This window comes from Vampirovibrio chlorellavorus, from assembly GCF_003149375.1.
Taxonomy (GTDB): Bacteria; Cyanobacteriota; Vampirovibrionia; order Vampirovibrionales; family Vampirovibrionaceae; genus Vampirovibrio; species Vampirovibrio chlorellavorus_B.
Genome location: NZ_QFWH01000008.1, coordinates 76,915 through 98,004, shown reverse-complemented (window position 1 = coordinate 98,004; position 21,090 = coordinate 76,915). Strand labels below are relative to the sequence as shown.

Annotated in this window: 17 protein-coding genes; 9 read left to right on the top strand and 8 right to left on the bottom strand. The window is 54.8% G+C overall.

Annotation, left to right across the window (positions count from 1 at the left end):
* Nucleotides 1-13: 13 nt before the first annotated feature.
* Entirely contained in the window at nt 14-2,713 is a 2,700-nt protein-coding gene (locus tag DF283_RS10950) for a valine--tRNA ligase (RefSeq protein ID WP_303674912.1), read from the bottom strand.
* Between the two features lie 359 nt (nt 2,714-3,072).
* On the opposite strand from DF283_RS10950, the gene DF283_RS10945 reads away from it, so the two are divergent.
* Nucleotides 3,073-3,630 carry a LysM peptidoglycan-binding domain-containing protein gene (locus DF283_RS10945; RefSeq protein ID WP_303674911.1) on the top strand — a complete coding sequence of 186 codons (558 nt, stop codon included), beginning with the start codon at nt 3,073-3,075 and terminating at the stop codon, nt 3,628-3,630.
* Between the two features lie 440 nt (nt 3,631-4,070).
* Entirely contained in the window at nt 4,071-5,021 is a 951-nt protein-coding gene (locus DF283_RS10940; RefSeq protein WP_303674910.1) for a hypothetical protein, read from the top strand.
* 74 nt (nt 5,022-5,095) lie between these two features.
* Here DF283_RS10940 and DF283_RS10935 read toward each other — a convergent pair whose 3' ends face one another.
* Entirely contained in the window at nt 5,096-6,040 is a 945-nt protein-coding gene (locus DF283_RS10935; protein ID WP_303674909.1) for a cation diffusion facilitator family transporter, read from the bottom strand.
* Nucleotides 6,041-6,415: 375 nt separating this feature from the next.
* Here DF283_RS10935 and DF283_RS10930 point away from each other — a divergent pair, with 375 nt between their 5' ends.
* On the top strand, nt 6,416-7,354 hold the full coding sequence (locus tag DF283_RS10930) for a septal ring lytic transglycosylase RlpA family protein (RefSeq protein ID WP_303674908.1): 939 nt from the start codon (nt 6,416-6,418) through the stop codon (nt 7,352-7,354).
* A 131-nt stretch (nt 7,355-7,485) separates the two neighbouring features.
* Complete coding sequence (gltX, locus tag DF283_RS10925) at nt 7,486-8,967, top strand: glutamate--tRNA ligase (protein ID WP_303674907.1); 1,482 nt, start codon at nt 7,486-7,488, stop codon at nt 8,965-8,967.
* Nucleotides 8,968-9,281: 314 nt separating this feature from the next.
* Here gltX and purQ read toward each other — a convergent pair whose 3' ends face one another.
* The 4 genes from purQ to DF283_RS10905 all read right to left on the bottom strand — a co-directional run bounded on the left by purQ (nt 9,282) and on the right by DF283_RS10905 (nt 12,595).
* Nucleotides 9,282-9,977 (bottom strand): phosphoribosylformylglycinamidine synthase subunit PurQ, encoded by a 696-nt coding sequence (gene purQ / locus DF283_RS10920; protein ID WP_303674906.1) that lies wholly within the window; start codon nt 9,975-9,977, stop codon nt 9,282-9,284.
* A gap of 24 nt (nt 9,978-10,001) precedes the next feature.
* A complete protein-coding gene (purS, locus tag DF283_RS10915) occupies nt 10,002-10,985 on the bottom strand; it encodes a phosphoribosylformylglycinamidine synthase subunit PurS (protein WP_303674905.1) in 984 nt (327 codons plus the stop codon).
* A gap of 255 nt (nt 10,986-11,240) precedes the next feature.
* Nucleotides 11,241-11,573, bottom strand: coding sequence for a hypothetical protein (locus DF283_RS10910; RefSeq protein ID WP_303674904.1), 333 nt, complete (start codon nt 11,571-11,573; stop codon nt 11,241-11,243).
* 443 nt (nt 11,574-12,016) lie between these two features.
* Entirely contained in the window at nt 12,017-12,595 is a 579-nt protein-coding gene (locus DF283_RS10905; RefSeq protein ID WP_303674903.1) for a GerMN domain-containing protein, read from the bottom strand.
* A gap of 428 nt (nt 12,596-13,023) precedes the next feature.
* Here DF283_RS10905 and DF283_RS10900 point away from each other — a divergent pair, with 428 nt between their 5' ends.
* The 3 genes from DF283_RS10900 (at nt 13,024) to DF283_RS10890 (ending at nt 16,825) form a co-directional block, all read left to right on the top strand.
* On the top strand, nt 13,024-14,526 hold the full coding sequence (locus DF283_RS10900) for a menaquinone biosynthesis decarboxylase (protein WP_303674902.1): 1,503 nt from the start codon (nt 13,024-13,026) through the stop codon (nt 14,524-14,526).
* 498 nt (nt 14,527-15,024) lie between these two features.
* Complete coding sequence (locus DF283_RS10895; RefSeq protein WP_303674901.1) at nt 15,025-15,870, top strand: formyl transferase; 846 nt, start codon at nt 15,025-15,027, stop codon at nt 15,868-15,870.
* Nucleotides 15,871-15,958: 88 nt separating this feature from the next.
* Nucleotides 15,959-16,825: an alpha/beta fold hydrolase gene (locus tag DF283_RS10890; protein ID WP_303674900.1), complete on the top strand. Its 867-nt coding sequence runs from the start codon at nt 15,959-15,961 to the stop codon at nt 16,823-16,825.
* Here the strand turns inward: DF283_RS10890 and DF283_RS10885 are convergent.
* The gene (locus DF283_RS10885; RefSeq protein ID WP_303674899.1) at nt 16,765-17,091 is read right to left on the bottom strand and encodes a DUF6812 domain-containing protein; all 327 of its coding nucleotides are present in this window, start codon (nt 17,089-17,091) and stop codon (nt 16,765-16,767) included. The genes DF283_RS10890 and DF283_RS10885 overlap by 61 nt on opposite strands.
* Before the next feature lie 303 nt (nt 17,092-17,394).
* Between DF283_RS10885 and DF283_RS10880 the strand changes: the two genes are divergently transcribed.
* Nucleotides 17,395-18,066 carry an ankyrin repeat domain-containing protein gene (locus tag DF283_RS10880; protein WP_303674898.1) on the top strand — a complete coding sequence of 224 codons (672 nt, stop codon included), beginning with the start codon at nt 17,395-17,397 and terminating at the stop codon, nt 18,064-18,066.
* Between the two features lie 15 nt (nt 18,067-18,081).
* Here the strand turns inward: DF283_RS10880 and DF283_RS10875 are convergent, their stop codons facing one another.
* The gene (locus DF283_RS10875) at nt 18,082-20,049 is read right to left on the bottom strand and encodes an adenylate/guanylate cyclase domain-containing protein (RefSeq protein ID WP_303674897.1); all 1,968 of its coding nucleotides are present in this window, start codon (nt 20,047-20,049) and stop codon (nt 18,082-18,084) included.
* 500 nt (nt 20,050-20,549) lie between these two features.
* Between DF283_RS10875 and DF283_RS10870 the strand changes: the two genes are divergently transcribed.
* A complete protein-coding gene (locus DF283_RS10870; protein WP_303674896.1) occupies nt 20,550-20,855 on the top strand; it encodes a hypothetical protein in 306 nt (101 codons plus the stop codon).
* The last annotated feature ends 235 nt before the right edge of the window (nt 20,856-21,090 follow it).

Genomic DNA, 21,090 nt, shown 5'->3' with positions numbered 1-21,090 from the left:
AAAGCCGGATGACTTAGCTGCTCAGACTGGACAGCTGCTCTTCCAGGGCTTTCACCTGCTTATTCACTTCCTGTAAACGGGCTTTGTTCTTTTCCACCACGGCCAGAGGGGCCCGCTCCAGAAACTCAAAGTTCATCATCATTTTATCCAGCTGATCTTTTTCCTTGATCAGGGCGTCCATCTTCTTACGCACCCGATCCAGCTCCTGACCAATATCAATCAGCCCTTCCAGAGAGACCACAATGCGACTGTGGCCTACCACATTCACAGCCACATGCTCTTGCCGGGCATCCACCACGTCGCGCACTTCAAATTGCTCCAGGCGAATAAAATGGTTCAGAATGGCCAGCCCGCTTTCGATGGCCTCTTTTTCCATGGGCTCGGTGGTTACCACATGGGCCTTCACCGCTTGCTGATGGGGTACGGTGTACTGCTGACGAATATTCCGCAGGGAACGCACCACTTCCAACAGGTAATCAATGCGCTGACTGATGCCCTCATCAATCAGGGACTCATCGGCTTGCGGGTAAGGGGCGATGGAGACCGACAATTCCTTGCGGTGGGGCAGCTTCTGGAAAATTTCCTCGGTGATATAGGGCATAATGGGGTGCATCAGGCGCAAAATGCCACTCAGCACGTGCAACAGCACACGCTGGGTGTTGGCCCGCAGGGCGGGATCCTGCATCTGCTTTTTGGCGTACTCCACGTACCAGTCGCAAAAGCCGTTCCAGATGAACTCATACAGCGTATCGGCCAGCTCCCCGAACTTGAATTCTTTCAATAAGCGGTTGGCCTCCCGCACGGCGGTGTTGTAGCGACTCAGCACCCACCGATCCATCAGGGACAGGGCACTCAAATCAATGGGCTGATCATCTACCCCCTGGGCATCCTCCCCACCTATATTCATCAACACAAAGCGAGAAGCGTTCCACAGCTTGTTGCCAAACAGCTTGCCCTGCTCCAGCTTTTCCTTGTTCAGCTTAATGTCCTGTCCACCATAAGTAATGAGTGAAGTCAGACCAAAGCGGAAGCCGTCGCAACCGATCTCATCAATCACTTCCACCGGGTCCACGGTATTACCCTTGGACTTGCTCATCTTCTGGCCTTTTTCATCCCGAATCAGGCCGTGAATATACACGGTGTGGAAGGGCGACTGATCGGTCAGCTCCAGCCCGAACATGGTCATCCGGGCCACCCAGAAGAAGATAATGTCAAAGCCGGTCACCAACACATCGGTGGGGTAGAAGTTTTTATAGTCTTCTGCCTGCGTATTGGGCCAGCCCATGGTGGAAAAGGGCCACAGGCCAGAGGAGAACCAGGTATCCAGCACATCGGTGTCCTGGGTAATTTCCGCAGAACCGCAGGCGCTACATTGCGCCGGGGTTTCCAGAGCCACGGTGACGCCCCGACACTGGCCACAGTGCCAAGCCGGAATTTGATGTCCCCACCACAGTTGGCGGGAAATGCACCAGTCCTGAATATCAGTCAGCCAGCGCACGTAGTCCTTGGTCCAGCGCTCCGGGATAAAGCGGATTTCCCCCGCCTCCAGCGAGCGCAGGCAGCGTTCAGCCAAGGGTTGGGTTTTCACAAACCACTGCTTGGACAGTAACGGCTCAATGGTGGTGCTGCACCGTTGGCAGTGCCCCACCCTGTGGCTATGCTCTTTTTTAGCCACTAAAAAGCCTTGCTGCTCCAGCAGGGCTTCGGTGCGCTTGCGGGCATCGAAGCGTTCCAGCCCCCGGATGTCTTCGGGCATAAAGTCCTCGGCCTTCATGCGGCCCCGCTCGTCGATGACCCACAAAGGCTCCAGCCCGTGTTGCTGGGCGATTTTAAAGTCATTGGGGTCATGGGCCGGGGTAATCTTCAGGGCCCCGGTGCCAAAACTGACATCCACGTAGTCATCGGCAATCACCGGGATTTCCCGGCTAGTCAGCGGGATGCGCACTTTTTGGCCAATGTACTGACTGTAACGGGGATCTTTCGGATTCACGGCCACGGCCATATCGCCATACATGGTTTCCGGGCGGGTGGTGGCCACCACCAGGTGCGGATGCCCCGCCTCACTCACCGGACGTCCATCGGCTAAGGGGTAGGCGATTTCCCACAGAAAGCTGCTTTCATCCTCATAATCGGTTTCAATATCGGAAATGGCCGACACGCAGCGGGGACACCAGTTCACGATATAAGTGCCCTGATAGATCAGCCCCTTTTCATATAAATGCACAAAGGCGTGACGCACGGCCTGAGTGAGGCCTTCATCCAGGGTAAAGCGCTGCCGCTCCCAGTCCGGGGAAACACCCAGCCGCTTGAACTGGTTGGCGATATCGGACTTCCGGGCGTTGGCCCATTCCCATACGTGGTTTACAAAGGCTTCCCGGCCCATTTCCTCCTTGGTTTGCCCCCCTTGCTCCCGCAGGTTGCGCTCCACCACATTTTGGGTGGCAATCCCGGCGTGATCCATGCCCGGCATCCACAGGGTTTTGTGGTTCAGCATGCGGTGCCAGCGAATCAGGATGTCCTGAATGGTGGAATCCAGAGCATGCCCCATGTGCAGCACCCCGGTCACGTTGGGCGGCGGAATCACCAGACTGAACCTGCCCTGTGGTTGGGTGTTGGCCTCCGGCTTAAACAACTGGTGAGACTCCCAAAACTGATACGTCCGGGATTCAACGTCTTTGGGCTCAAAGGCCTTGGGTAAGGATGAAGAGGTCATGAAGGATGATTCCTGTTTTGGTTTGAGTCAGTTGCCTCTTTAATAATAGAAAGCCGAATTCCTGAAATGTGGACTGAAGTCAGGCTGGCTCTTGTAAAAAAGTGTGGCAACTGCTTAAGGACTGCTAAAGGGTGGAAATAAGTTATAGTACAATATCAAAGTCGGCTGCCGAGAGCCAAGCCTTCCGTTAATGTCAGCAATAATACTGGTATCCCGGCCCCGGTAGTTCGCCATTTCGCAGCGCGTTTCGCCAGAGAGTTGATTTGCCCCTTTTCGGCTTTGCATCGCAATTTCCTATAGAATTGCCTCTTTAAATAGTAAGAAACGTACCTGCGCTGTATAAAAAGGACAGAGTTTTTATGATGGTGCCCAAAGATTTTGGCCAAGACTTCGGAGACAATCAGGACATGCCTTCTGACACTCAGGAAAAAATACCGGGCGTATACGTTCGGGCGGATAACGAATTGCCTCAGGAACTGGACATGTTGTGGTCCAACGCCCGCCCTTTCCACAAGGAAGAGCGTAACCCACTGGTGGCATTTCTGGCAGGGTTGGTTGTCGGTGGTATCCTGACCAGCGCCGTTTTCCTGCTGCTGGTTATGCGCCCCCAGGTACAAACGGGCGCCACGGACTTACTGGCTCCCGCCAATGAAGAACTACTACAGGGCAAACCGGAGAGTGGCACAGAAGCCAGCCCCGCCCCAGCCAAGCCGGGCACCGTGACCGAACGAACAGTGAGCGGTAAAAACACCACTTACACCGTGGTCAGCGGCGATACGCTGGGCAAAATCGCTGAAAAAGTCTATGGCTCCAGCGCCCCGGAGTATGTGGATAAAATCCAGCGTGCCAACAATATGAGCAGTCCTGACAAGCTGCAACTGGATCAAAAGCTGGTCATTCCGCCCAAGGGGTACTAACCCAAGGGTACTAAAGGGAGACTAAGGGACTACGACTCAACCCCTCACTGTCCCCGCTTACCTTACACAGGCTGCTAAAGCGGTAGACTGAAGGCTAGAACGGGCGTTGCTGCCCTGACCATTCCGCCTTGGTGACTCCACGGGTTTCTTTGTGCTGGGCGGACTTTTGGAGTTGGCTTTTTGCGCCAATCTTTCTGTACGAAACCCGTAAAAAGCAGGTGTTTGCTGAGACCTGTCGCTCACATGCGCCATTCAACCGCTGGCTTTGACTGGGCTTGCAGCGTCTATGGCGCAAACAGCCCTCTCCAGAGAGAGAGGGGTACGCAATTTAAATCAATTGTTTGTTTTTAAACCTAAATAGAGAGTGTGTTTTATTTCATCCAGCCCGGTAACACCAGCGCGTTACCCGTATGGTGCCTAGAGTGAGGAGAGAATTAATAATGACTGTGAATGGAAATTCAACGTTTGGCTCATCTACCCCTTTTACCATGACGAACACAGGCAGTAGCGGTTCTCCAGTGCGGGGAACGTCAGCTGCGGAAGCGGACGCTCAGAATCCTTTCGTGGCGGAGCAATCGACCATAGGCGGAGACTCAGTCAGCCTGAGCGCTGCCCAGCAAGGATTAATTATGGCCGATGACAACCGGGATGGTGTGGTTGACAAGCAAGAATTGGCCAATGCCGCATACCAGCTATTAAACAACCCGAACGCCAGCGAAACAGACCTGCAAGTCGGACGCCTCTTTGCGTCTATGGTTTTGGGCGGAAAAGAGGGACAGGCCCTGCTCCCGGATATGAACGGCGATGGCGGCATCAGCGCAAACGAACTGGCCTTGCTGGCCAGCGGTGATCAGCAGGATATGAGCATTTCTACCCAGGACTTCAGCTTTGCCTTTAGCGGTGCCTACAACATAAACGGTAGCGACTTCACTCTGAGCGATCTGGAAGCCATCGCCAACGGACAGCAACCCGCCAACCCGCCAGCGGCTGGCAGCACCGCGGAGGATAGCTCAGGCGGTACGGCAGCCCCAGGAGCAGGCACAACGCAGGACCCGGTGAACGAGGCAGGGACTGCCACTGAAACCCCGCCAGAATCCTCTGCCGCACAGGGAACGGGAGAGACAGGGCAGTCGGACCCGGCAGCCAATGGTTCAGACGGAGTAACAGACGGAACGACGGGTGACACCCCGGCGGCATCCCAAGACCCAAAGTCTACTGAAGCCACCATCAACAATATCGTTTCGGCCTTCACCGAGCTGCTTCAGGCCATGCTGAATCCGTCTCAGGACGGCCAGTCCGGTAAAAACATGCTCAATGCCTTTGTGAAATTTTTCACCGCACTCACAGAGGCCTTTGGAAAGCCTCAGGACCAACAGGACCAAACAGCCTAAAGCCCCGGGCACGGGCTGACTCGGGCGAACCTGCTCAGCCTCAACCACGGGCCCAGCGCCACTCCCATACCGTCCTAGAATGGCAGGAGCGCTTCCTCAAAACCGGGCGGCTCCAGCTGCACCGTAATATGACATAAGTCAAAGGCCTCCCGGAGTTCATGCTCCAGGGCCTTTGCCGTTTCATCATGAAAGTGGGCCTCATCAACCTGTACATGAGCCAGCAGGGCCTCTTTTCCGGTGGTCACAGTCCACACGTGCAAATCATGCACATCCTGTACACCGGGATGCCGCAGGATGAAGTCATGAATATGAGGAACGCTCAAGCGAGGTGGGGCAGCCTCCATCAATATGTTCAAGGCCTCTCTCAACACCCGGCCTGCGTTGACCAGCACCATCAGCGAAATGGCAATGCCAATCAGGGCATCGGCCCAAAGCCAGCCAAACCAGAGAATGACCCCAGCGGCCAGCATTTCCCCCACGGAATTGGCGATGTCGGTCATCACATGCAACAAGGCCCCTTTCACGTTCAAATTATAGGAGCGGGAAGGATAAAGAACGAGGGCGGAAATCACATTAATGAGGAAACCGAGCCCAGCCACCCCCACCATGATATGGCCGTGAACATGCCCTTCCCCCGGGTGAAGAAGCCGCTGCAACGCCTCGGCGAAAATCAGCAAAGAGACGACCATCAAGCCAGCGGCATTCACAAAGGCCGCCAAAATCTCCAAACGATAAAATCCAAAGGTTTTTTGAGGGGATGAGGACAGATTGGCAAACCAGGAGGCCGCCAAGGCCAGAGCAATTGCCCCAATATCCGCCAGTTTATGCCCAGCATCGGCCCAAAGGGCTAAACTGCCAGAATAAAATCCGCCCGCAGCCTGCAAAAGCAGATACAGAACCGATAAAACCATAACAGCCTGCAGCTTTTTAACGTGTTGAACCGATAGCCCTTCCGCCACTCCAATATGGTGGTGATGGTGACGTATATGTTGTCTACCATGATGACAATCATTTGACATTTTATTAAAATCCTAATTAATATATTAAAAATAATGTTAAAAAACCGACTAAAAAATAAGCCTTTTCGTTCATTTTCTTTACAGTTGTCATTTACATATACAAAAAATATCAAATTGACACAGTGCCTGATATGACACCTTACTCAATAGTATATATTTTTGAAACATAAAAATCTAAATTTGCCTCAGGAAATATAAACAAAATGTAAAGACAGTGTTCCCACGGGTTGCGGTACAGGTTTTAATCGGTGTAAGTTTTGGATCGCTCAAGAGGAACCCAAACTACCCAGATTGCTAATAGCATTAATTCGCAATCGAGTCTAACTCCAGTTTTCCTCTTACCCCGTTGATGTAGTAACAGGAGCGAGCACATAGATGATTAACAAAAAACTGGCGGCACTGCTGGCATCAGCGGTAATGCTGGGACAAGCCGGTTTGATGAGCGGCGTATTCGCCCAAACCCAGGCCACAAACACCACCTCCAACTCGCAAGAAAGCCTACAGTTAGCATCCGTTATCAGCCATCCCGATTTCAATGTAAGCGCGGATCAAGCCCCTCAGGGACAGCCTTCAGACACCACCGACGTCTTTACCATCGGCAACGGGCCCGGCACTTTGCCGACCGTCATTCAGGTGTTACCTCAGGATGACAGCACCACCAGCCTGTTTTTGAATGGCACCGAAATTCTGCGTTTTCAGGGCGAAGTAGCCGGTCTGGATTCGTACACCAGGGTCAAAACCATTGCCAGCCGACTAAACCAGCTGCTGGAAAACAATCCACAAACAGCCCAAAGCATCCGTCCCGCTCTGGTCAACAACTTGCCGGTCATTCAGGCCGACAATCAGACCCTGGTTACCGTGGACGCCCAAACGGCCAAAGCCACCCAGGAATCCCCGCTCAAACTGGCCCTGCTGTACAGCAACCGCTTGCGTCAGGCCTTGGGTCAAACGGCGCTGGATGACAAGGTTCTGGAAAGTCTGGCAGAGAACATGTCCAACTACAAAGGCACCGGTAAGGTACAAACCGGGATGGCCTCCTGGTACGGCCCCTACTTCCACGGCCGCCGTTCCGCGGATGGCAGCCGCTTCAACCAGTTCGCCCTGACCGCTGCCCACCGCACCCTGCCCTTCGGCACCATCGTGCGGGTCATCAACCAGCGTACCCGTAAAAGTTGCTACGTGAAAATCACCGATCGGGGCCCCTTTGCCCACGGACGCATTATCGATTTGTCTCGTGGCGCCGCCAAGAAAATCGACATGCTGGGTTCCGGCGTGGCCCGGGTGTCCGTTGAAGTCGTGCAGAAGCGCGGTTAAACAGGCGATTCGCATCGCTCTCATTGCTCGATTCACCATAAAAGCCTTTGGACCTACCAGGGGCTTTTATGCTGTAAAGCATTTTGAGTCGGGTATAATAAGGACAATCGTTTAACAGGTATCCCAAAGTCATGTCCTCCCCCATCCGAGTTCGCATTGCCCCTAGCCCCACCGGCTTTTTGCACGTTGGCACCGCGCGTACCGCCCTTTTTAACTTCTTATACGCCAAAGGGCACGGCGGTCAATTCATCTTGCGGATTGAGGACACGGACCGGGAGCGCTCTCAGGATATTTACACCCAGAATATTTACGACAGCCTGAAGGCCTTGGGCCTGCAATGGGATGAAGGCCCGGATGTTGGCGGCCCCTACGCCCCCTATGCCCAATCGGAGCGCACCGCCATTTACCAGGAGTGGGCCGAAAAACTGCTAGCCAGTGGACAAGCCTACCACTGCTACCTGACCCAGGCGGAACTGGACGCTGAAAAAGCAGCCGCCCAGGCGGAAAAACGGGCCTACATTTACAGTGGCGCTTGCCGAGACGCCAAAGTCCGTGAAGAACTGGCCGCCAAGCCTGACGAGCATGGCAATCCCCGCAAGCCCTCCATTCGCTTCCGCATTCCCGATGAACGAGGCACCCTGAGCTTTCAGGACGCCGTTCGTGGCGAGGTTTCCTTTGATACCCAGTTGCTGGGCGATTTTGTGATCATGAAGTCCGACGGCACCCCCAGCTATAACTTTGCCGTGGTGGTGGATGATATGCTGATGAAGATCTCCCACGTCATCCGGGGGGAAGATCACATTTCCAACACTCCTCGGCAAATTATGATTTACGAAGCCTTTAAGGTGGCCCCGCCCCAATTCGCCCACGTGGGTATGATTCTGGCCCCCGATCGCACCAAGCTCTCCAAGCGCCATGGGGCCGTGGCCGTTTCCGACTACATCAAGGACGGCTATCTGCCGGAGGCCTTTTGCAACTTCCTGACCCTGCTGGGCTGGTCCCCGCCGGATGGAGAAGAAATTGGCACCATGTCCCACTTCGCCCAACAGTTTGAACTGGCGCGCATTACGCATAGCCCAGCCATTTTCGAGAAAGACAAACTCAACTTTATCAACGGCAAACGGATTCGCACCATGCCCTTGCCGGAATTACTGGCTGTGGCCCGGCCCTACCTGCACCAGTTTGATCTGGGTCAGTACAGCGAAGACAAGCTGTTCGCAATTCTGGATGCCGTCCGGGAGCCCATTACGGTTCTCAGCGAGTTACCGGAAGCCGTGAACTACTTCTTTGGCCGCACTGTCATTCTGGATGCCCAGCTGGTGGGCGAGGTACTGACCGGGCCGGAACCCGCCCAGATTCTGGCGGATTTCAAAAACGATTTTCTGGCCACCGCCAACTTTGAGTCCCCGGACACTCTGGCGGAAGCCATTAAGGGCTTTACCAACCGCATGAAGCCCATCAAGACCAAAACCGTCATGTGGGCCATTCGGGCCGCCATCACCGGCCGCACCCATGGGGCGGACTTGTCAAAAACCCTCTACATCCTGGGTAAAGAGGTGGTCACACACCGTCTGGAAACCGCCCTGACCCTGACCACCGGTAGCCCTGCCTAACGGTGCTGCAGCACGAGCGAAACCTCGGGACTATTCTTGCTGGGTGGGCACAGTCATGTGGCTTTTATTTTGGTTTTGTCTCGTGTTAAACATCATTTGAAAAAAAATGCCGAATACCATAAAACCCATCAGCATTGCCGTCACCAAAATCCAGAATTTACGTCCCACAACGAGCCCAACCTTTCAAAGCCACAACATCACAGCCACAATAACGATCCAGGAAAACGCCTGCACAAGAGCTCTCGGCTCCGGTGCTTATTGATTATAGCAGCGTCCGGTCTGCACAAACGAGACGGGCATCTACCCGAACGTTTCTAGACTTTCAGCAGGCCAAGGCCCCACTGTAGCACGGAATCAAAGACGCCCTGGCCATCCCCGTTCCAGTTCCCCCCTTGAGCGGAAGCGGTGGGCCACAAGTTACGCTCCGGGTGGGGCATCATGCCCACCACATTGCCTTTCTCGTTGCACACCCCGGCAATCCGGCTCACCGAGCCGTTCACATCGCTGGTATAGCGCAAGACCACTTGCTGATTCGCTTCCAGTCGCTGCAACACATCCGGGTCGGCCACAAAGTTGCCATCGGCGTGGGCAATGGGCAAGCGTAACCGCTGTCCGGCCTGATACTGACTGGTAAAGGGGGTACGGGTGCTTTCCACCAGTACGTCTACCTGTTCGCACTGGAACTTCAGCGATTGATTCCGCATCAGGGCGCCCGGCAGCAAGTGGGCTTCCGTAAGCACCTGAAAGCCATTGCACACACCCAGCACCGGGCCGCCTTTATCGGCAAAGGCCTTCACGCTTTCCATGACCGGCGAGTAGCGAGCCAGGGCTCCAGAGCGCAGATAATCGCCGTAGCTGAAGCCACCGGGCAATAGCACCACGTCAACCCCCGCCAGATCGGTGGCGTCGTGCCACAAAAACGTCACATCCTGCTTTAAATACAACCGCACGGCATCGGCCATGTCCTTTTCGCAGTTGGAGCCGGGAAATACAACAACGCCAAATTTCATCAAACTATCTCAATTCTTGCTATCTCAATTCTTGAAAATCAGTTCGTAATCTTCGATCACCGGGTTACTCAGCACGGTCTCCGCCAGCTGTCGCAGCGTTTGTTCGGCGACGATCAGGCTGGGGGCTTCCACTTTGAGCGTAAAGCGCTTCCCGGCGGACAGCGCTTGCAAACTACTATAGCCACGAGCCTGCAGGGCTTCCAGAATGGCCTTGCTCTCCGGATTCAGAATATTCTTGCGGCTGTGGACATACACTTCCGCCGTATAGGTCCGGGGTACAGCCTGTAGCGTTTGGGAAGGCGCTTCCAGACGGGTCAATAGCCCTTGATAGGTTTCCCGCAAATCGGCCAAATCCAGCCGGAACACGTCTTTATCCAGCACCGCTCCGGTCTGCATATCCCGCAGGCGGAAATTATCCGGGCTGAGTTCATCGCCCAGCACCACCTGCCCCTCTTTGGTCAGGCCAAACTCCAGCTTGAAATCGGCGCAGCGAATGCCGCAAGCCTCAAAGTAAGGTACAAAAATTTCATTGATTTGCAGAGCCAGTTGCCGAATGGTTTGCAACACCCCTTCCGTGGGCACTAACTGGAATTCCAGAATTAAATCTTCCGTGATTTGCGGGTCATCAGCCGTTTTATGAAAAAACTCCACCAGCGGCTTATGGAAAGGCGTTCCCTCCTCCAGGGCAAAGCGTTTGACGATGCTTCCATAAGCGTAATTACGAACCACCACTTCCAGCGGAATCATGGTCAGGCGACGATAAATCAGTTCGCCGGGATGGCTGCCCTTTTGCACAAAGCAGGTGGGCACGCCGTGGGATTGTAGCAACTGAAATAGCAAGGCGGAAATACTGGCGTTCAGCGCCCCTTTGCCCGGAATCTCCTGGTATTTTTTGCCATTGAAAGCCGTGGCGGCGTCCTTGAAAGTCACCGACAACATCTCAGGCAAGGCTGCCGCCTGCAGGATCTTGGTTTTACCCTCGGCCAGAATATCGGTTGAGACGCTCATAGGGCCCCCTTGTTAATTACTGAGTCAGTTGCTGATGTGTCAGAAAAAAAGGGCCTGAGCGCAGTTTGACTTGGTTTTAACAGACTGAACCATCAAATCGGAGGCAAATACGTTCTGAAAACCCTTGCTTGCCCCTACTCTACAAACAAAGCGGGCCGGTGTAAACAGCTTCGATCCCACTGGCTTAAGGCCCGAACACGCAAACGGTCGGGGACAACAAGGCCCCCGACCGCCAAAATCGCTTGATGAGACGCCTTACTTTTCGGCTCTTCGCTGCTGTACTTTGGCCGCAACGGCCTGCGTCAGCATGGTGAAAAGCTGCACCAGAAGCTCCATTCCGCCACCGGCCCCGGAAGCCCCCCCCTGCTGTTGCCCAGCGGCCAGCGACCGCGCCCAGTCAACGACACTGCCACCACAAGGCCCTGCGGTGGCCATGGCGACCTGATAGTTAATCCCATACATGAACTGATCCATGCTGGAAGGTTGCTGCGCCATCATCATTGGAGCGCCTCCCATGCCAGGTGGGCCACCCATAAAATAATTGTTATTGACATTCACCACATTCACAAACTGTGGAACTGCGACCATCTTAATTCACCCTCTCCTCTAAACCAGTCCAAAAACGCCAGCCACATTGACATCAACTCCCTGAGACACCCCGGAACACTTAAAACCAGCGTACATAGGGTATTTCATGAGATATCTTACGAACGTCTTTAAACCGCCTACGACCTCTCTAGCTAATAAAATAAAAACAACCAAATGGAAAAGATTGCCTTTTCCTTCATGTCAATTACCCACAGCCCACTGGGCGAGCATGGCCAAAAAGCGCGCTAGAAAACGAAAGTAGCCCCGCATAAAATTTTGCGAAAAACACAAAAACGCCAGCCACAACCCAAGGTATCATCCCCCTGCGATTTCAAGCAGGTGCGTTCCACCCGAGGCGGCGGGACTGATCACAAAGCGCCATCCACCGCCCAGCGGCCCGAGTATTCCTCGCAAGGGGCCGTGAGTATTCCTGCTGAAAAGGTCTATTGCGGCTCGGACTGCAGAGAGCCGGGCACTTCCAGCCCTTCTCCACCCAGGAGTTCCAGGGGCTTTCCATCCACTTGCACGGTGATTTCGTGCTGGGTATCAATGGCCTTAATGGTGCGCTTCAGCTCTTCCAGCCGCTGGGTAATACTGGTGGAACCACCCCCGGTGGCAAACTGGCCAGACAGGTTGATGGTAATCACCTTAGGATCCTGAGCCACGCCCAATAGCTGCGTGCCCTTGGGAATTTCCGTGTAAAAGCCCTGTGTTTTCTCTTCTGCGCTGGGGCCTTTCAGCAATTCGGTCAGGGCGAATTTCAGGGGCTCGGCTTTGGCCGCTTCGGGGATTTTTCGAATAACCGGCTCTGCAATGCTTTGATTCCCCTGATATTTACTAAAAAATACGGCCACTTCATCGGAGGCAATGGGCGCTTGCTGACCCGGCGGCAACACCGGCTTGGGGCCAAACCAGTTGCATCCGCTCAGAGAAACCGCCCCCGTCAACAGCACGGGCAACAGTCCCCAGGTCAACCACTGACGGAACCATACCGGACTTTTCTGGGCTGAAACGGCAGGCATACGCATTCCCTTCAATTCACAACGCTCTAATGACACAAACGGCTGAGACAAACTGCAACACTGCCCCTTATTTTAACAAGATTTTTCAGGATTGTCTGAACAGAGGCCGACTTGCTGAAGATAGCCGCCCGGCGTGCCGCCTTTAAGATTTCTGTTCGGGAATGGTTTCTTGCGAAATAACATCTGATGCGGGCCGGCTTTGTGCTACTGTTACCCAGTAAATAAGCCTCGATATTTTTGTTTAAACGGCCTCCCGCTTGATGCCAGACGTTTCAATGGCTCCCGGATTTTCTGAAGCAACTGCTCAACCCCACGGTAAGTGAACCCCGATGAGCGCCAATGAATTCCATTATTAACACCGACTTTGTATTGCCCCACTTCCATAACCGTTCCCAAGCTGATTTGCTGTTTGAAGGAGTATGATGGCCATGCCCAAGTTTAATGATCTACGCGGTTATATTGAATTACTGAAAAAATCAGATGAGCTGGTGGAAATCTCCGCCCCGGTGAACACCCACCTGGAAATCACCGAGATCACCGATCGCATCAGCAAAGCCCCGGGCAATCAGAACAAAGCCCTGCTGTTTACCAACGTCCACGGCCCCAACGGGGAAAAATACGACATGCCGGTCCTCATCAACGCCATGGGCTCCCATAACCGCATGATGCTGGCCCTGGGCGTGGAACGTTATGAGGAGATCCAGAAGCGCATCGAGTTCTTCATCAAGCCGGATATTCCCTCCAATTTTTGGGAAAAAATCCAGATGCTGCCCAAGCTGGCCGAACTCAACAAGTTTTTGCCCCGCGATCACAAGGGCCCGGCCCCCTGCCAGGAAGTGGTCATTACCGATCCCAGCCAACCCATGCTGGATGCCGTGCCGGTTATCACCTGCTGGCCGGATGACGGCGGCCCCTTTATGACCTACCCCTGCGTGTTCGTGAAAGATCCGGCCACCGGCGAGCGCAACGTGGGCATGTACCGCATGCAGAAGTACGACAACACCACCACCGGCATGCACTGGCACAAGCACCACGACGGCAACCGCATTTACGAAAACGCCCGCCGCCTGGGAAAAGATCGGGTAGAGGTGGCCGCCGCCTTCGGCTGCGCCCCGCACATCATCTATAGCGCCACGGCCCCGCTGCCACCGGGCATTGATGAAATGATTCTGGCGGGCTTTTTGCACAGCGATCCGGTCAAAATGGTGAAGTGCAAAACCATTGATAACGAAGTGCCCGCCACCGCAGAGCTGGTGGTGGAAGGCTACGTGCTTTTAGATGAATTGCGCTGGGAAGGGCCCTTTGGCGATCACACCGGGTATTACTCCCTGGCCGATGACTTCCCGGTGCTGCATGTCACCGCCATTACCCACCGCAAGAACCCCATTTACCAAACCACCATCGTGGGCAAGCCCCCGCAAGAAGATTGCTATCTGGGCAAGGCCACCGAGCGCATTTTCCTGCCCTTGCTCAAGCTGTTTATCTCTGAAATTGTGGACATGAACCTGCCCTGGGAAGGCGTATTCCACAACTGCGTGATTTTGAGCATTGATAAACGCTACCCCGGCCACGCCAAAAAGGTGATGAGCAGCGTGTGGGGCTTTGGGCAGATGATGTTCAGCAAGTACGTGATTGTGGTGGACAAGCACGTCAATGTGCATGACCTGAGCCAGGTGGCCTGGCACGTGTTCAACAACACCGATCCCAAGCGGGATATGATGTTTGCCGACGGCCCCATGGACATTCTGGATCACGCCACCCCGCTGTGGGCTTACGGCAGCAAAGTGGGCGTTGATGCCACCAAGAAATGGCCCACGGAAGGCTTTGACCGGGATTGGCCGGATGAAATCGAGATGGATAGTGACACCCGGGCCAAAGTCGACGCCCGCTGGCAGGAGTACTTCGGGAAAACGCCGGTGATGGCCCGTTAAAAAATTCGGTGAATCGAAAATTCGGGCAATTTTACCTCAAAACGAATCTTTAATTGCTTATGTCATGGTACTCAAGCAATTGGAGATTCGTTTTTTATGCTTCAGATTTTGATTTTATTCGCGGTCATTTTTATTATTGGCTTTGTCTGTTACAACAGCGATCCCATGTTCAGCTAGGCGCGGATCACGGCGCAAATTGAGCCGCTGATTGCATCGGGGCCTGCTTGGGGCCACCGAATAGCGTTTCTGTGGCTCCTGTCCGATAAGTAAGGGATGCCTGACTCATAAATTCAGGGAGCGGTACATTCAATCTTCATGACGAGCCGGGGGAAAGTCAAGGTTAGTAGTTGCAACAGTGCCTACTGTGGAAATGACCCAGGTCCTTACGATCCTTCCTGGTTTAACTGGCAGTAGCAAACAAATTCTTGCCTCTTCGAAGAACTGGGCCATAATAGAACGCAGTTCACCAACCCAGCGCCGCTGACAGGCCCATGCCCTATGAAACTGCTTTTTTGCGTCAACCGGGATATTTACGCCAATATCGCCCTCAACCGTATTTTTCCCGCCCTCAGTCAGACGAGAGAACTCCCAGAGAATGAGCTGAAAGTCCTGTTCTCGGAATCCGTGGCGGGCACCCGAGCCCACGGAGCCGCTTTGACCTACCTGCGCTTCTACGAGCAGGATCTCCTCAATGAGTTTCTGTTTCCGCAACAAGAGGCCCTGTCCGCCATCGGCACAGGGCGACTGAAAACCTTCAACCAGCTCAGCCACTGCTACCAAGCCCCCATGAGGCTGATCAGCAGTATCAACACCCCAGAGGTGATAGCGGAAATGGCGCAATTCGCCCCTGATGTGATCGTCTCCATTCGCTTTGGGCACATTTTTAAAGGGCCCGTGCTACAAATCCCCCGGCTGGGCATTTTAAACCTGCATTCGGGTCTATTACCCCAGTATCGAGGCATTCTGGCCACCTTCTGGAGCTTGCTGCACCAGCGCAGCGAATACGGCTTTACCCTGCACACCGTTACCGATGGCACCATTGACACCGGGGCCATCGTGGATCGGCAAGTCTTTCCCGTCCAGGCTGGGCAATCCCTGTTTGAACATACCGTGGCCCTTTATGAACCTGCGGCGGCCAGTATTTTAAAAGCGCTTGAGCAATATAGACAGGGACAAACGCCCCTAGCCCGGCCCCAAGCGGAAGCCGAGAGCGCCTATTACACCCTCCCCACCCCGGACGACTTCGAGCAACTCATCGCTCTGGGGCACCCCATCCTGAACCGGGCCGCTTATTACCAATGGCTGGCCCAATACCAGCCCAAGCCCAATCCGGTTTTGGCCTGAATAGAAAGAAGGCTGCTTGCCGTAAACAAATTGCGCGCAGTCGAGACAGGCTTGCCTTTCCTGCCACCCACCCCCTATGATACCCAGTATGTTTGAAGTGCTATCCTTTACCAGCAGCGACGGTTCTCCCCTGAAATACGGACGCCTGAACCATCCCGAGCCTCCCGCCAGCGGTCAGGCCCTGTTATTCATCCCCGGATTGGGCGGCTCCGTCAAAGGAGCCCTGCATTTTCTGGAATTGCTACTGCCCCGCTACAACCCCATCTTCGCCCCGGACTTGCGAGGCTTTGGCCTCAATCCAGTGGACATCCCCCTGCCTCAGGCGCCCATTATCTGGCAGGATCTGGAAGCCTTTCATCAACAGGTGCTTCAACCACACACACCCGATAAAATGGCCCTGTGCGGCATCAGTTTGGGCGGGGTGTTATCCACCTTGCTGGCCACCCGACATCCACAGCGCTTCTCCAGCGTAACCCTGCTGGCCCCGGCCTATAAACCCCACCAGCAAACCTTCAGCCCGGCTTACGTACTGCGCAATGTTCTCAGCCATCTGCTACTGGGGGCCAGGGCCCGCACCCAGCTGCCCTACGGACTGGAGGCCATTACCCGCAACCCGACCATCCTGAACGATCCCCAGTTCAACGGGGCCCTGAAAATGCCCCTGACCCCGGGCTTTTTACTGGGCGTGCGGGATTGGTGCAATCAGGCCATGCGGGAAATCCAGACCCTCCAGATTCCGTCCCTGATGGTCGTTCCCGGACAGGATATCGTCTGTGACCCCGGGGCCATGAGGCAGGCCTACGAGCGCATCCCCCGGCACACCCCCAAACAGTTGCTCAACTACCCTGACTTTTATCACGATGTCCTGTTTGAAGCCGATTATGGCCGACTGGCTCAGGGCATACTGGACGGATTGGCCTCGCTGACCTCCGAGGTCGGTTCCGGATCGTCGTAGGGTTGAATGAATTCGATGGATTCCACATTCACCTGAATAAACGGGTAAACTTTGGGATCTTGCACCCCATTCATGCGATTGATGATTTTGACATTGGTCATGGCGATGAACTTGCGATCGCTGTTGAGCATGTTGGACAGTCGGCGTCCCTCTTTGCCCAGGCGCGGGAAGTGCATGCTCCCTTCCAGGTTAAAATACCGTGTCACCACCATAGCCCGGAGCTTCTCCGATGTACTGCGTATGGAATCGGCTACGAATTGATCCACTCCCTCGCTCCCAAATTGCTCACGCTGCCTTGACCTTGATCCTACCCTGATGAGCAATGCCTGTCCTCCTCTAAAAACAGGGGCTTGAGCCATTTCAAGCGTCACGGGCAGTGGCGTGCGGATCGGGTTCACCGCATTTCTGCCTGTGGAAAACTCCGTTTTTTGCTTTATCAAATGCCCCTGTTTGTCATACAGTAAAAAAGAGTGAATGATTTCATCAATTCAATGGGCGGTAAACACCCGTCCTGTTCAAGTGGCCATAAAAGTGACGCAACGCATGCAAGCGGGAAGGGATTGTAGACGATGACTTTCAGCCTTATTAACCCATTTCAGAAGCAAACCACCGGGCGTTATCCGGTCGATCACCGCCAGAGTTCAAACACACGGAAAGTAGCCGCCGCAGGCCGCCGCTCTGTGAGCGCTGAGCAATTGCAGCCCATCCCCATCCCCGTCAGCAATCCACGCAGAATTCCCATTGCCTCCACACCAGTCCGGTTACCCGTTCCCCAAACCGAAATGACCCAACCCAGAGAAACGGAAACCAGCACGGCATTAAAAGACATGTCCGCGCTGGGGCAAGCGGTCTTTAAAAACGAGACGGCTCGCATCGACTCACTGCTGGCCAAACTCTCCGGCGAGGCCATCAATCAGGCGGACAAGAACGGCTTTTCCCCCTTGGCGGTGGCGGTTCGCTATGGCAAGGACTTTGTGGTCAAGCAACTGCTGGCCCACCCCAAAACGGACGCCAACCAGCCCAACCAGGACCAGAGAACCCCGCTCATTCTGGCCGCCCGCTATGGCCGTACGCCCATCCTGCAGCAATTACTGAACACCCCCAGGATCAATCTGAACGCAAGGGATAAAGACGGCATGACGGCCCTGGACTGGAGCATACGCCAGCACAATCAGGAGAGCATCCGGCTGCTACAAGCCGCGGGAGCGGAAAGCGCCGTTTACAAGCGCCAAAAACCCTAGCAGACCCGCAAAAAGCTAGTCAGGCTGTCCATAAAGCGCTTGCGAAACCGTAAATACCCGAATGCTGGCCTCACGGCCACGTACGGACACTTCTCCCAGCGACAGGCAGTCCCCGGATCCCAGAATATCGGACAGCAGGGCGGCCTCCATAGCCACTGTGGACTCGCTCATCAACAAACTTGTCTGGAGCAACCGGGCCTGCTCTTGCAGGCGGACACAGGTATTCACCGTGTCCCCCACGGCGGTATACTCCAGCTTATCCGCTGGCCCCAGAAAGCCCACAAAGGCGGTTCCCGTGTTCATGGAAATGCCGATGTCCGTATCAAAACCCAGACTTTCCTGCCAGTGCCGGGCCAGTTTACGGGTCTCGTACAACGTTTCCAGGGCCGCCCGCAAGGCCAGAACCCGATGGCTGGCATCGGGCAAGGGCGCCCCGAAAATAATCAGGATGCCATCCCCCATGAATTTATCAATGGTGCCCTGATGGCGGAACACAATATCCACCACCAGCCCGTAGAACTGATTCAGGAGGGCGGTCACGTCCTGCGGCGGCAGGCGCTCCGCCAGCGTGGTAAAGTTGCGAATATCCACAAACATGGAGGTAATCTCCAGCTTCTCGCCTCCGGGCTTCAGCACGTGGGCCTGCCGCCGGATCTCCCGCAACACTTCGGGATCCACCAGTTGGGTCAGACTTTTTTCCATGGCAGCCAGTTGCTTTTCCTTGAACAGGCTGCGGTAGGTACTCCCCGCCAGAAAGGCCCCCATCATGAACAGCTCCGGGGTCACCACATCCAGCCACAGGGACTGATGGGCAAACAGCCAAAAGGCCGCCCAGCAGTAAAGCACCATCCCCCCCGTGGTATAAAGCAAGGTTTTCCCCAGACTGCTCAGGCCCAGACGCAGTCCAAACACAGCCCCGGCCAACAGCACCAGTACCAGGGCGTTAAAGACCGGACTGGCGCGACGGATGGCTTGCCCGGTCAGTAAATTATCGATGGCCGTGGCGTGGATATCCGGCCCCAGATGACGGTAAGCCATGGGGGTTCGATGAAAGTCCCGAAACACGGTAGAGGAAGAGCCGATTAAGGCCACCCGCCCTTTCAGGGGGGCCGGGAGAACGGCACCCGGCTCAAACAGACGCCACACCGGCACGACAAGGTGGCTGCGGGCGTATTCCCCGGAAACCGGGTTAAGAACGCGAGACCAGCGCAATCGGTAGGATAAATCCCCGGCCAGCGGCAAACCGGGCAATGTGGATAAGTGACCCTCCGACCCAAAGCGCAACCGGGGAGCCCCCAGTGTCGAGGGGCTAATCTCAAGGGCCCAGGATTGCTGAGGATGAAGCCGCGCCCAGAACTGATAGGCGGCCTCCGTGGACAGGGCGGGAAACACGCCTGCCGGAAACACGCCTGATTGCTGAAAACGGTCGCTCTTCTGCGCAGGGGGCTGAATCAGCTCAAAGGGCTTCACCCGCCGAATGACCCCATCCGCGTCCTCACGGATGCTCACCACCCCCGGATTCAGCCGGTGATAATAAGACGGTCGAGCGGGATTCAGCGGGCCGGACCTGTCTGCTCGCTCCGGCAGGGCAAGCCCCGTAATCAGGTTCGGGAATCGGCTCAGAGCATCAAATAGCCCCTGATCCCCAGCCTGGGAAAAGTGGGCAAAATGCCCGTCAAAAACCATCACCGCGGGCGATTGGGCCTGAACCCGCTGGAAAATTTGCAAATAAAATTGCCGGGGCCAGGGCATGGGCCCAAAGCGTCCGGACAGGCGGGCAATGGATTCATCATCGATCAATACCAGGGTCACCGGGCTGTGGGTGGCCAGCGGGGCCGACCAACCGCACCAAAGGTCATAAACGGACTGTTCCTGCCGTTGCCCCCAGAACCAAAGCCCGAACAGGGCGGCCAAAGACAATATGGCTGGTAAAAGCCGGCTGTAAATCCACAGTAAACCTTTTCGCAACCAGTTGCCCGACACCCCGGCCCTCTCCCTGTCTAAATGTTTGCCATCAACCGATCTATCATACACGCCAGCAGGGCGTTTTCGCCGGCTGGAGGGCTGCAGTCACCCGCCACGGGTTCTCTGGATATTCCTGCCCCACCCTTATCATAGCCTTATTCCCTGTTAAGGAACGCGGTTTTTACCAGAGATGTCACAAAAAGCCTTGAACATGCCCCCGAGGGGCAACCGGGCCACTCGGCTGCCCGGGCCAGTCAGCGCAAACGTAAAGATTTAGCCCTTCAAAATTGCGCATCGCAGGCTCAGCCATTATGATCATCCCTGATATTGTTGCCTTTCCGACCCTGGCCCGCTGAACACTGGCCGTAGGCTGGGCAAGCAATATTTTTGTAAATATATATAAACAAATAAACGTCCTGCTGACATCAAAACCAGATTCATGGGTTTTATGCACATACAGAGAGAAATCATTCTATTGAGAGCTATACAGAGAGAGCATCCCAAAGGAGAAATAGAGAATGGATATTAATCGTTTTCAAGCAAAGCTCAGCAGTTTTGCCAACGCAGGACTCTTCAAAGACAAAGGTGGCGAAGCCGAGCGTATTAAAAAAGAACAGAGCCTAGCTGCCCAGAGTGGACCGTTGGCCGATACCGTTGAAATCAATTTTGCTCGATTGGCAGAAGTTGGACAAGCACCCGGTGGTCAATCCCCCATCGCTGGCTTGGTCGACAAGATTAGCCAAATGAGCCTGCCTGAGGCCCAAGCACAGTTCCAAAATCCTGAAGTCTTCGCCCAACTGGTAGAAGCCGGTATTCTGGAGTAAGCAAAACCACTGGCAGAGCCTTTGACTTACAAACGGGAAGGAACCCGCTTGCACAGTCCAATTGCCCTGCCGAAAACCTGCCGGAAATTAGTTCACGGCTACTATCAGGGTTGGTTAAATTGGCTGGCTGGTAAAAAAACGCTTCGATAAACGCTACAAGAAACGATGTGGGCTTAAAAACAGAGAGGACTGGGCAAACCGTCGCACCACTCCCCGGACCGGGTTCTAGTCTTGC

Coding starts and splice junctions, on each gene's coding strand:
- DF283_RS10950 (WP_303674912.1), bottom strand. CDS start 2,713: ATGACCTCTTCATCCTTACCCAAGGCCTTTGAGCCCAAAGACGTTGAA.
- DF283_RS10945 (WP_303674911.1), top strand. CDS start 3,073: ATGATGGTGCCCAAAGATTTTGGCCAAGACTTCGGAGACAATCAGGAC.
- DF283_RS10940 (WP_303674910.1), top strand. CDS start 4,071: ATGACTGTGAATGGAAATTCAACGTTTGGCTCATCTACCCCTTTTACC.
- DF283_RS10935 (WP_303674909.1), bottom strand. CDS start 6,040: ATGTCAAATGATTGTCATCATGGTAGACAACATATACGTCACCATCAC.
- DF283_RS10930 (WP_303674908.1), top strand. CDS start 6,416: ATGATTAACAAAAAACTGGCGGCACTGCTGGCATCAGCGGTAATGCTG.
- gltX (WP_303674907.1), top strand. CDS start 7,486: ATGTCCTCCCCCATCCGAGTTCGCATTGCCCCTAGCCCCACCGGCTTT.
- purQ (WP_303674906.1), bottom strand. CDS start 9,977: ATGAAATTTGGCGTTGTTGTATTTCCCGGCTCCAACTGCGAAAAGGAC.
- purS (WP_303674905.1), bottom strand. CDS start 10,985: ATGAGCGTCTCAACCGATATTCTGGCCGAGGGTAAAACCAAGATCCTG.
- DF283_RS10910 (WP_303674904.1), bottom strand. CDS start 11,573: ATGGTCGCAGTTCCACAGTTTGTGAATGTGGTGAATGTCAATAACAAT.
- DF283_RS10905 (WP_303674903.1), bottom strand. CDS start 12,595: ATGCCTGCCGTTTCAGCCCAGAAAAGTCCGGTATGGTTCCGTCAGTGG.
- DF283_RS10900 (WP_303674902.1), top strand. CDS start 13,024: ATGCCCAAGTTTAATGATCTACGCGGTTATATTGAATTACTGAAAAAA.
- DF283_RS10895 (WP_303674901.1), top strand. CDS start 15,025: ATGAAACTGCTTTTTTGCGTCAACCGGGATATTTACGCCAATATCGCC.
- DF283_RS10890 (WP_303674900.1), top strand. CDS start 15,959: ATGTTTGAAGTGCTATCCTTTACCAGCAGCGACGGTTCTCCCCTGAAA.
- DF283_RS10880 (WP_303674898.1), top strand. CDS start 17,395: ATGACTTTCAGCCTTATTAACCCATTTCAGAAGCAAACCACCGGGCGT.
- DF283_RS10870 (WP_303674896.1), top strand. CDS start 20,550: ATGGATATTAATCGTTTTCAAGCAAAGCTCAGCAGTTTTGCCAACGCA.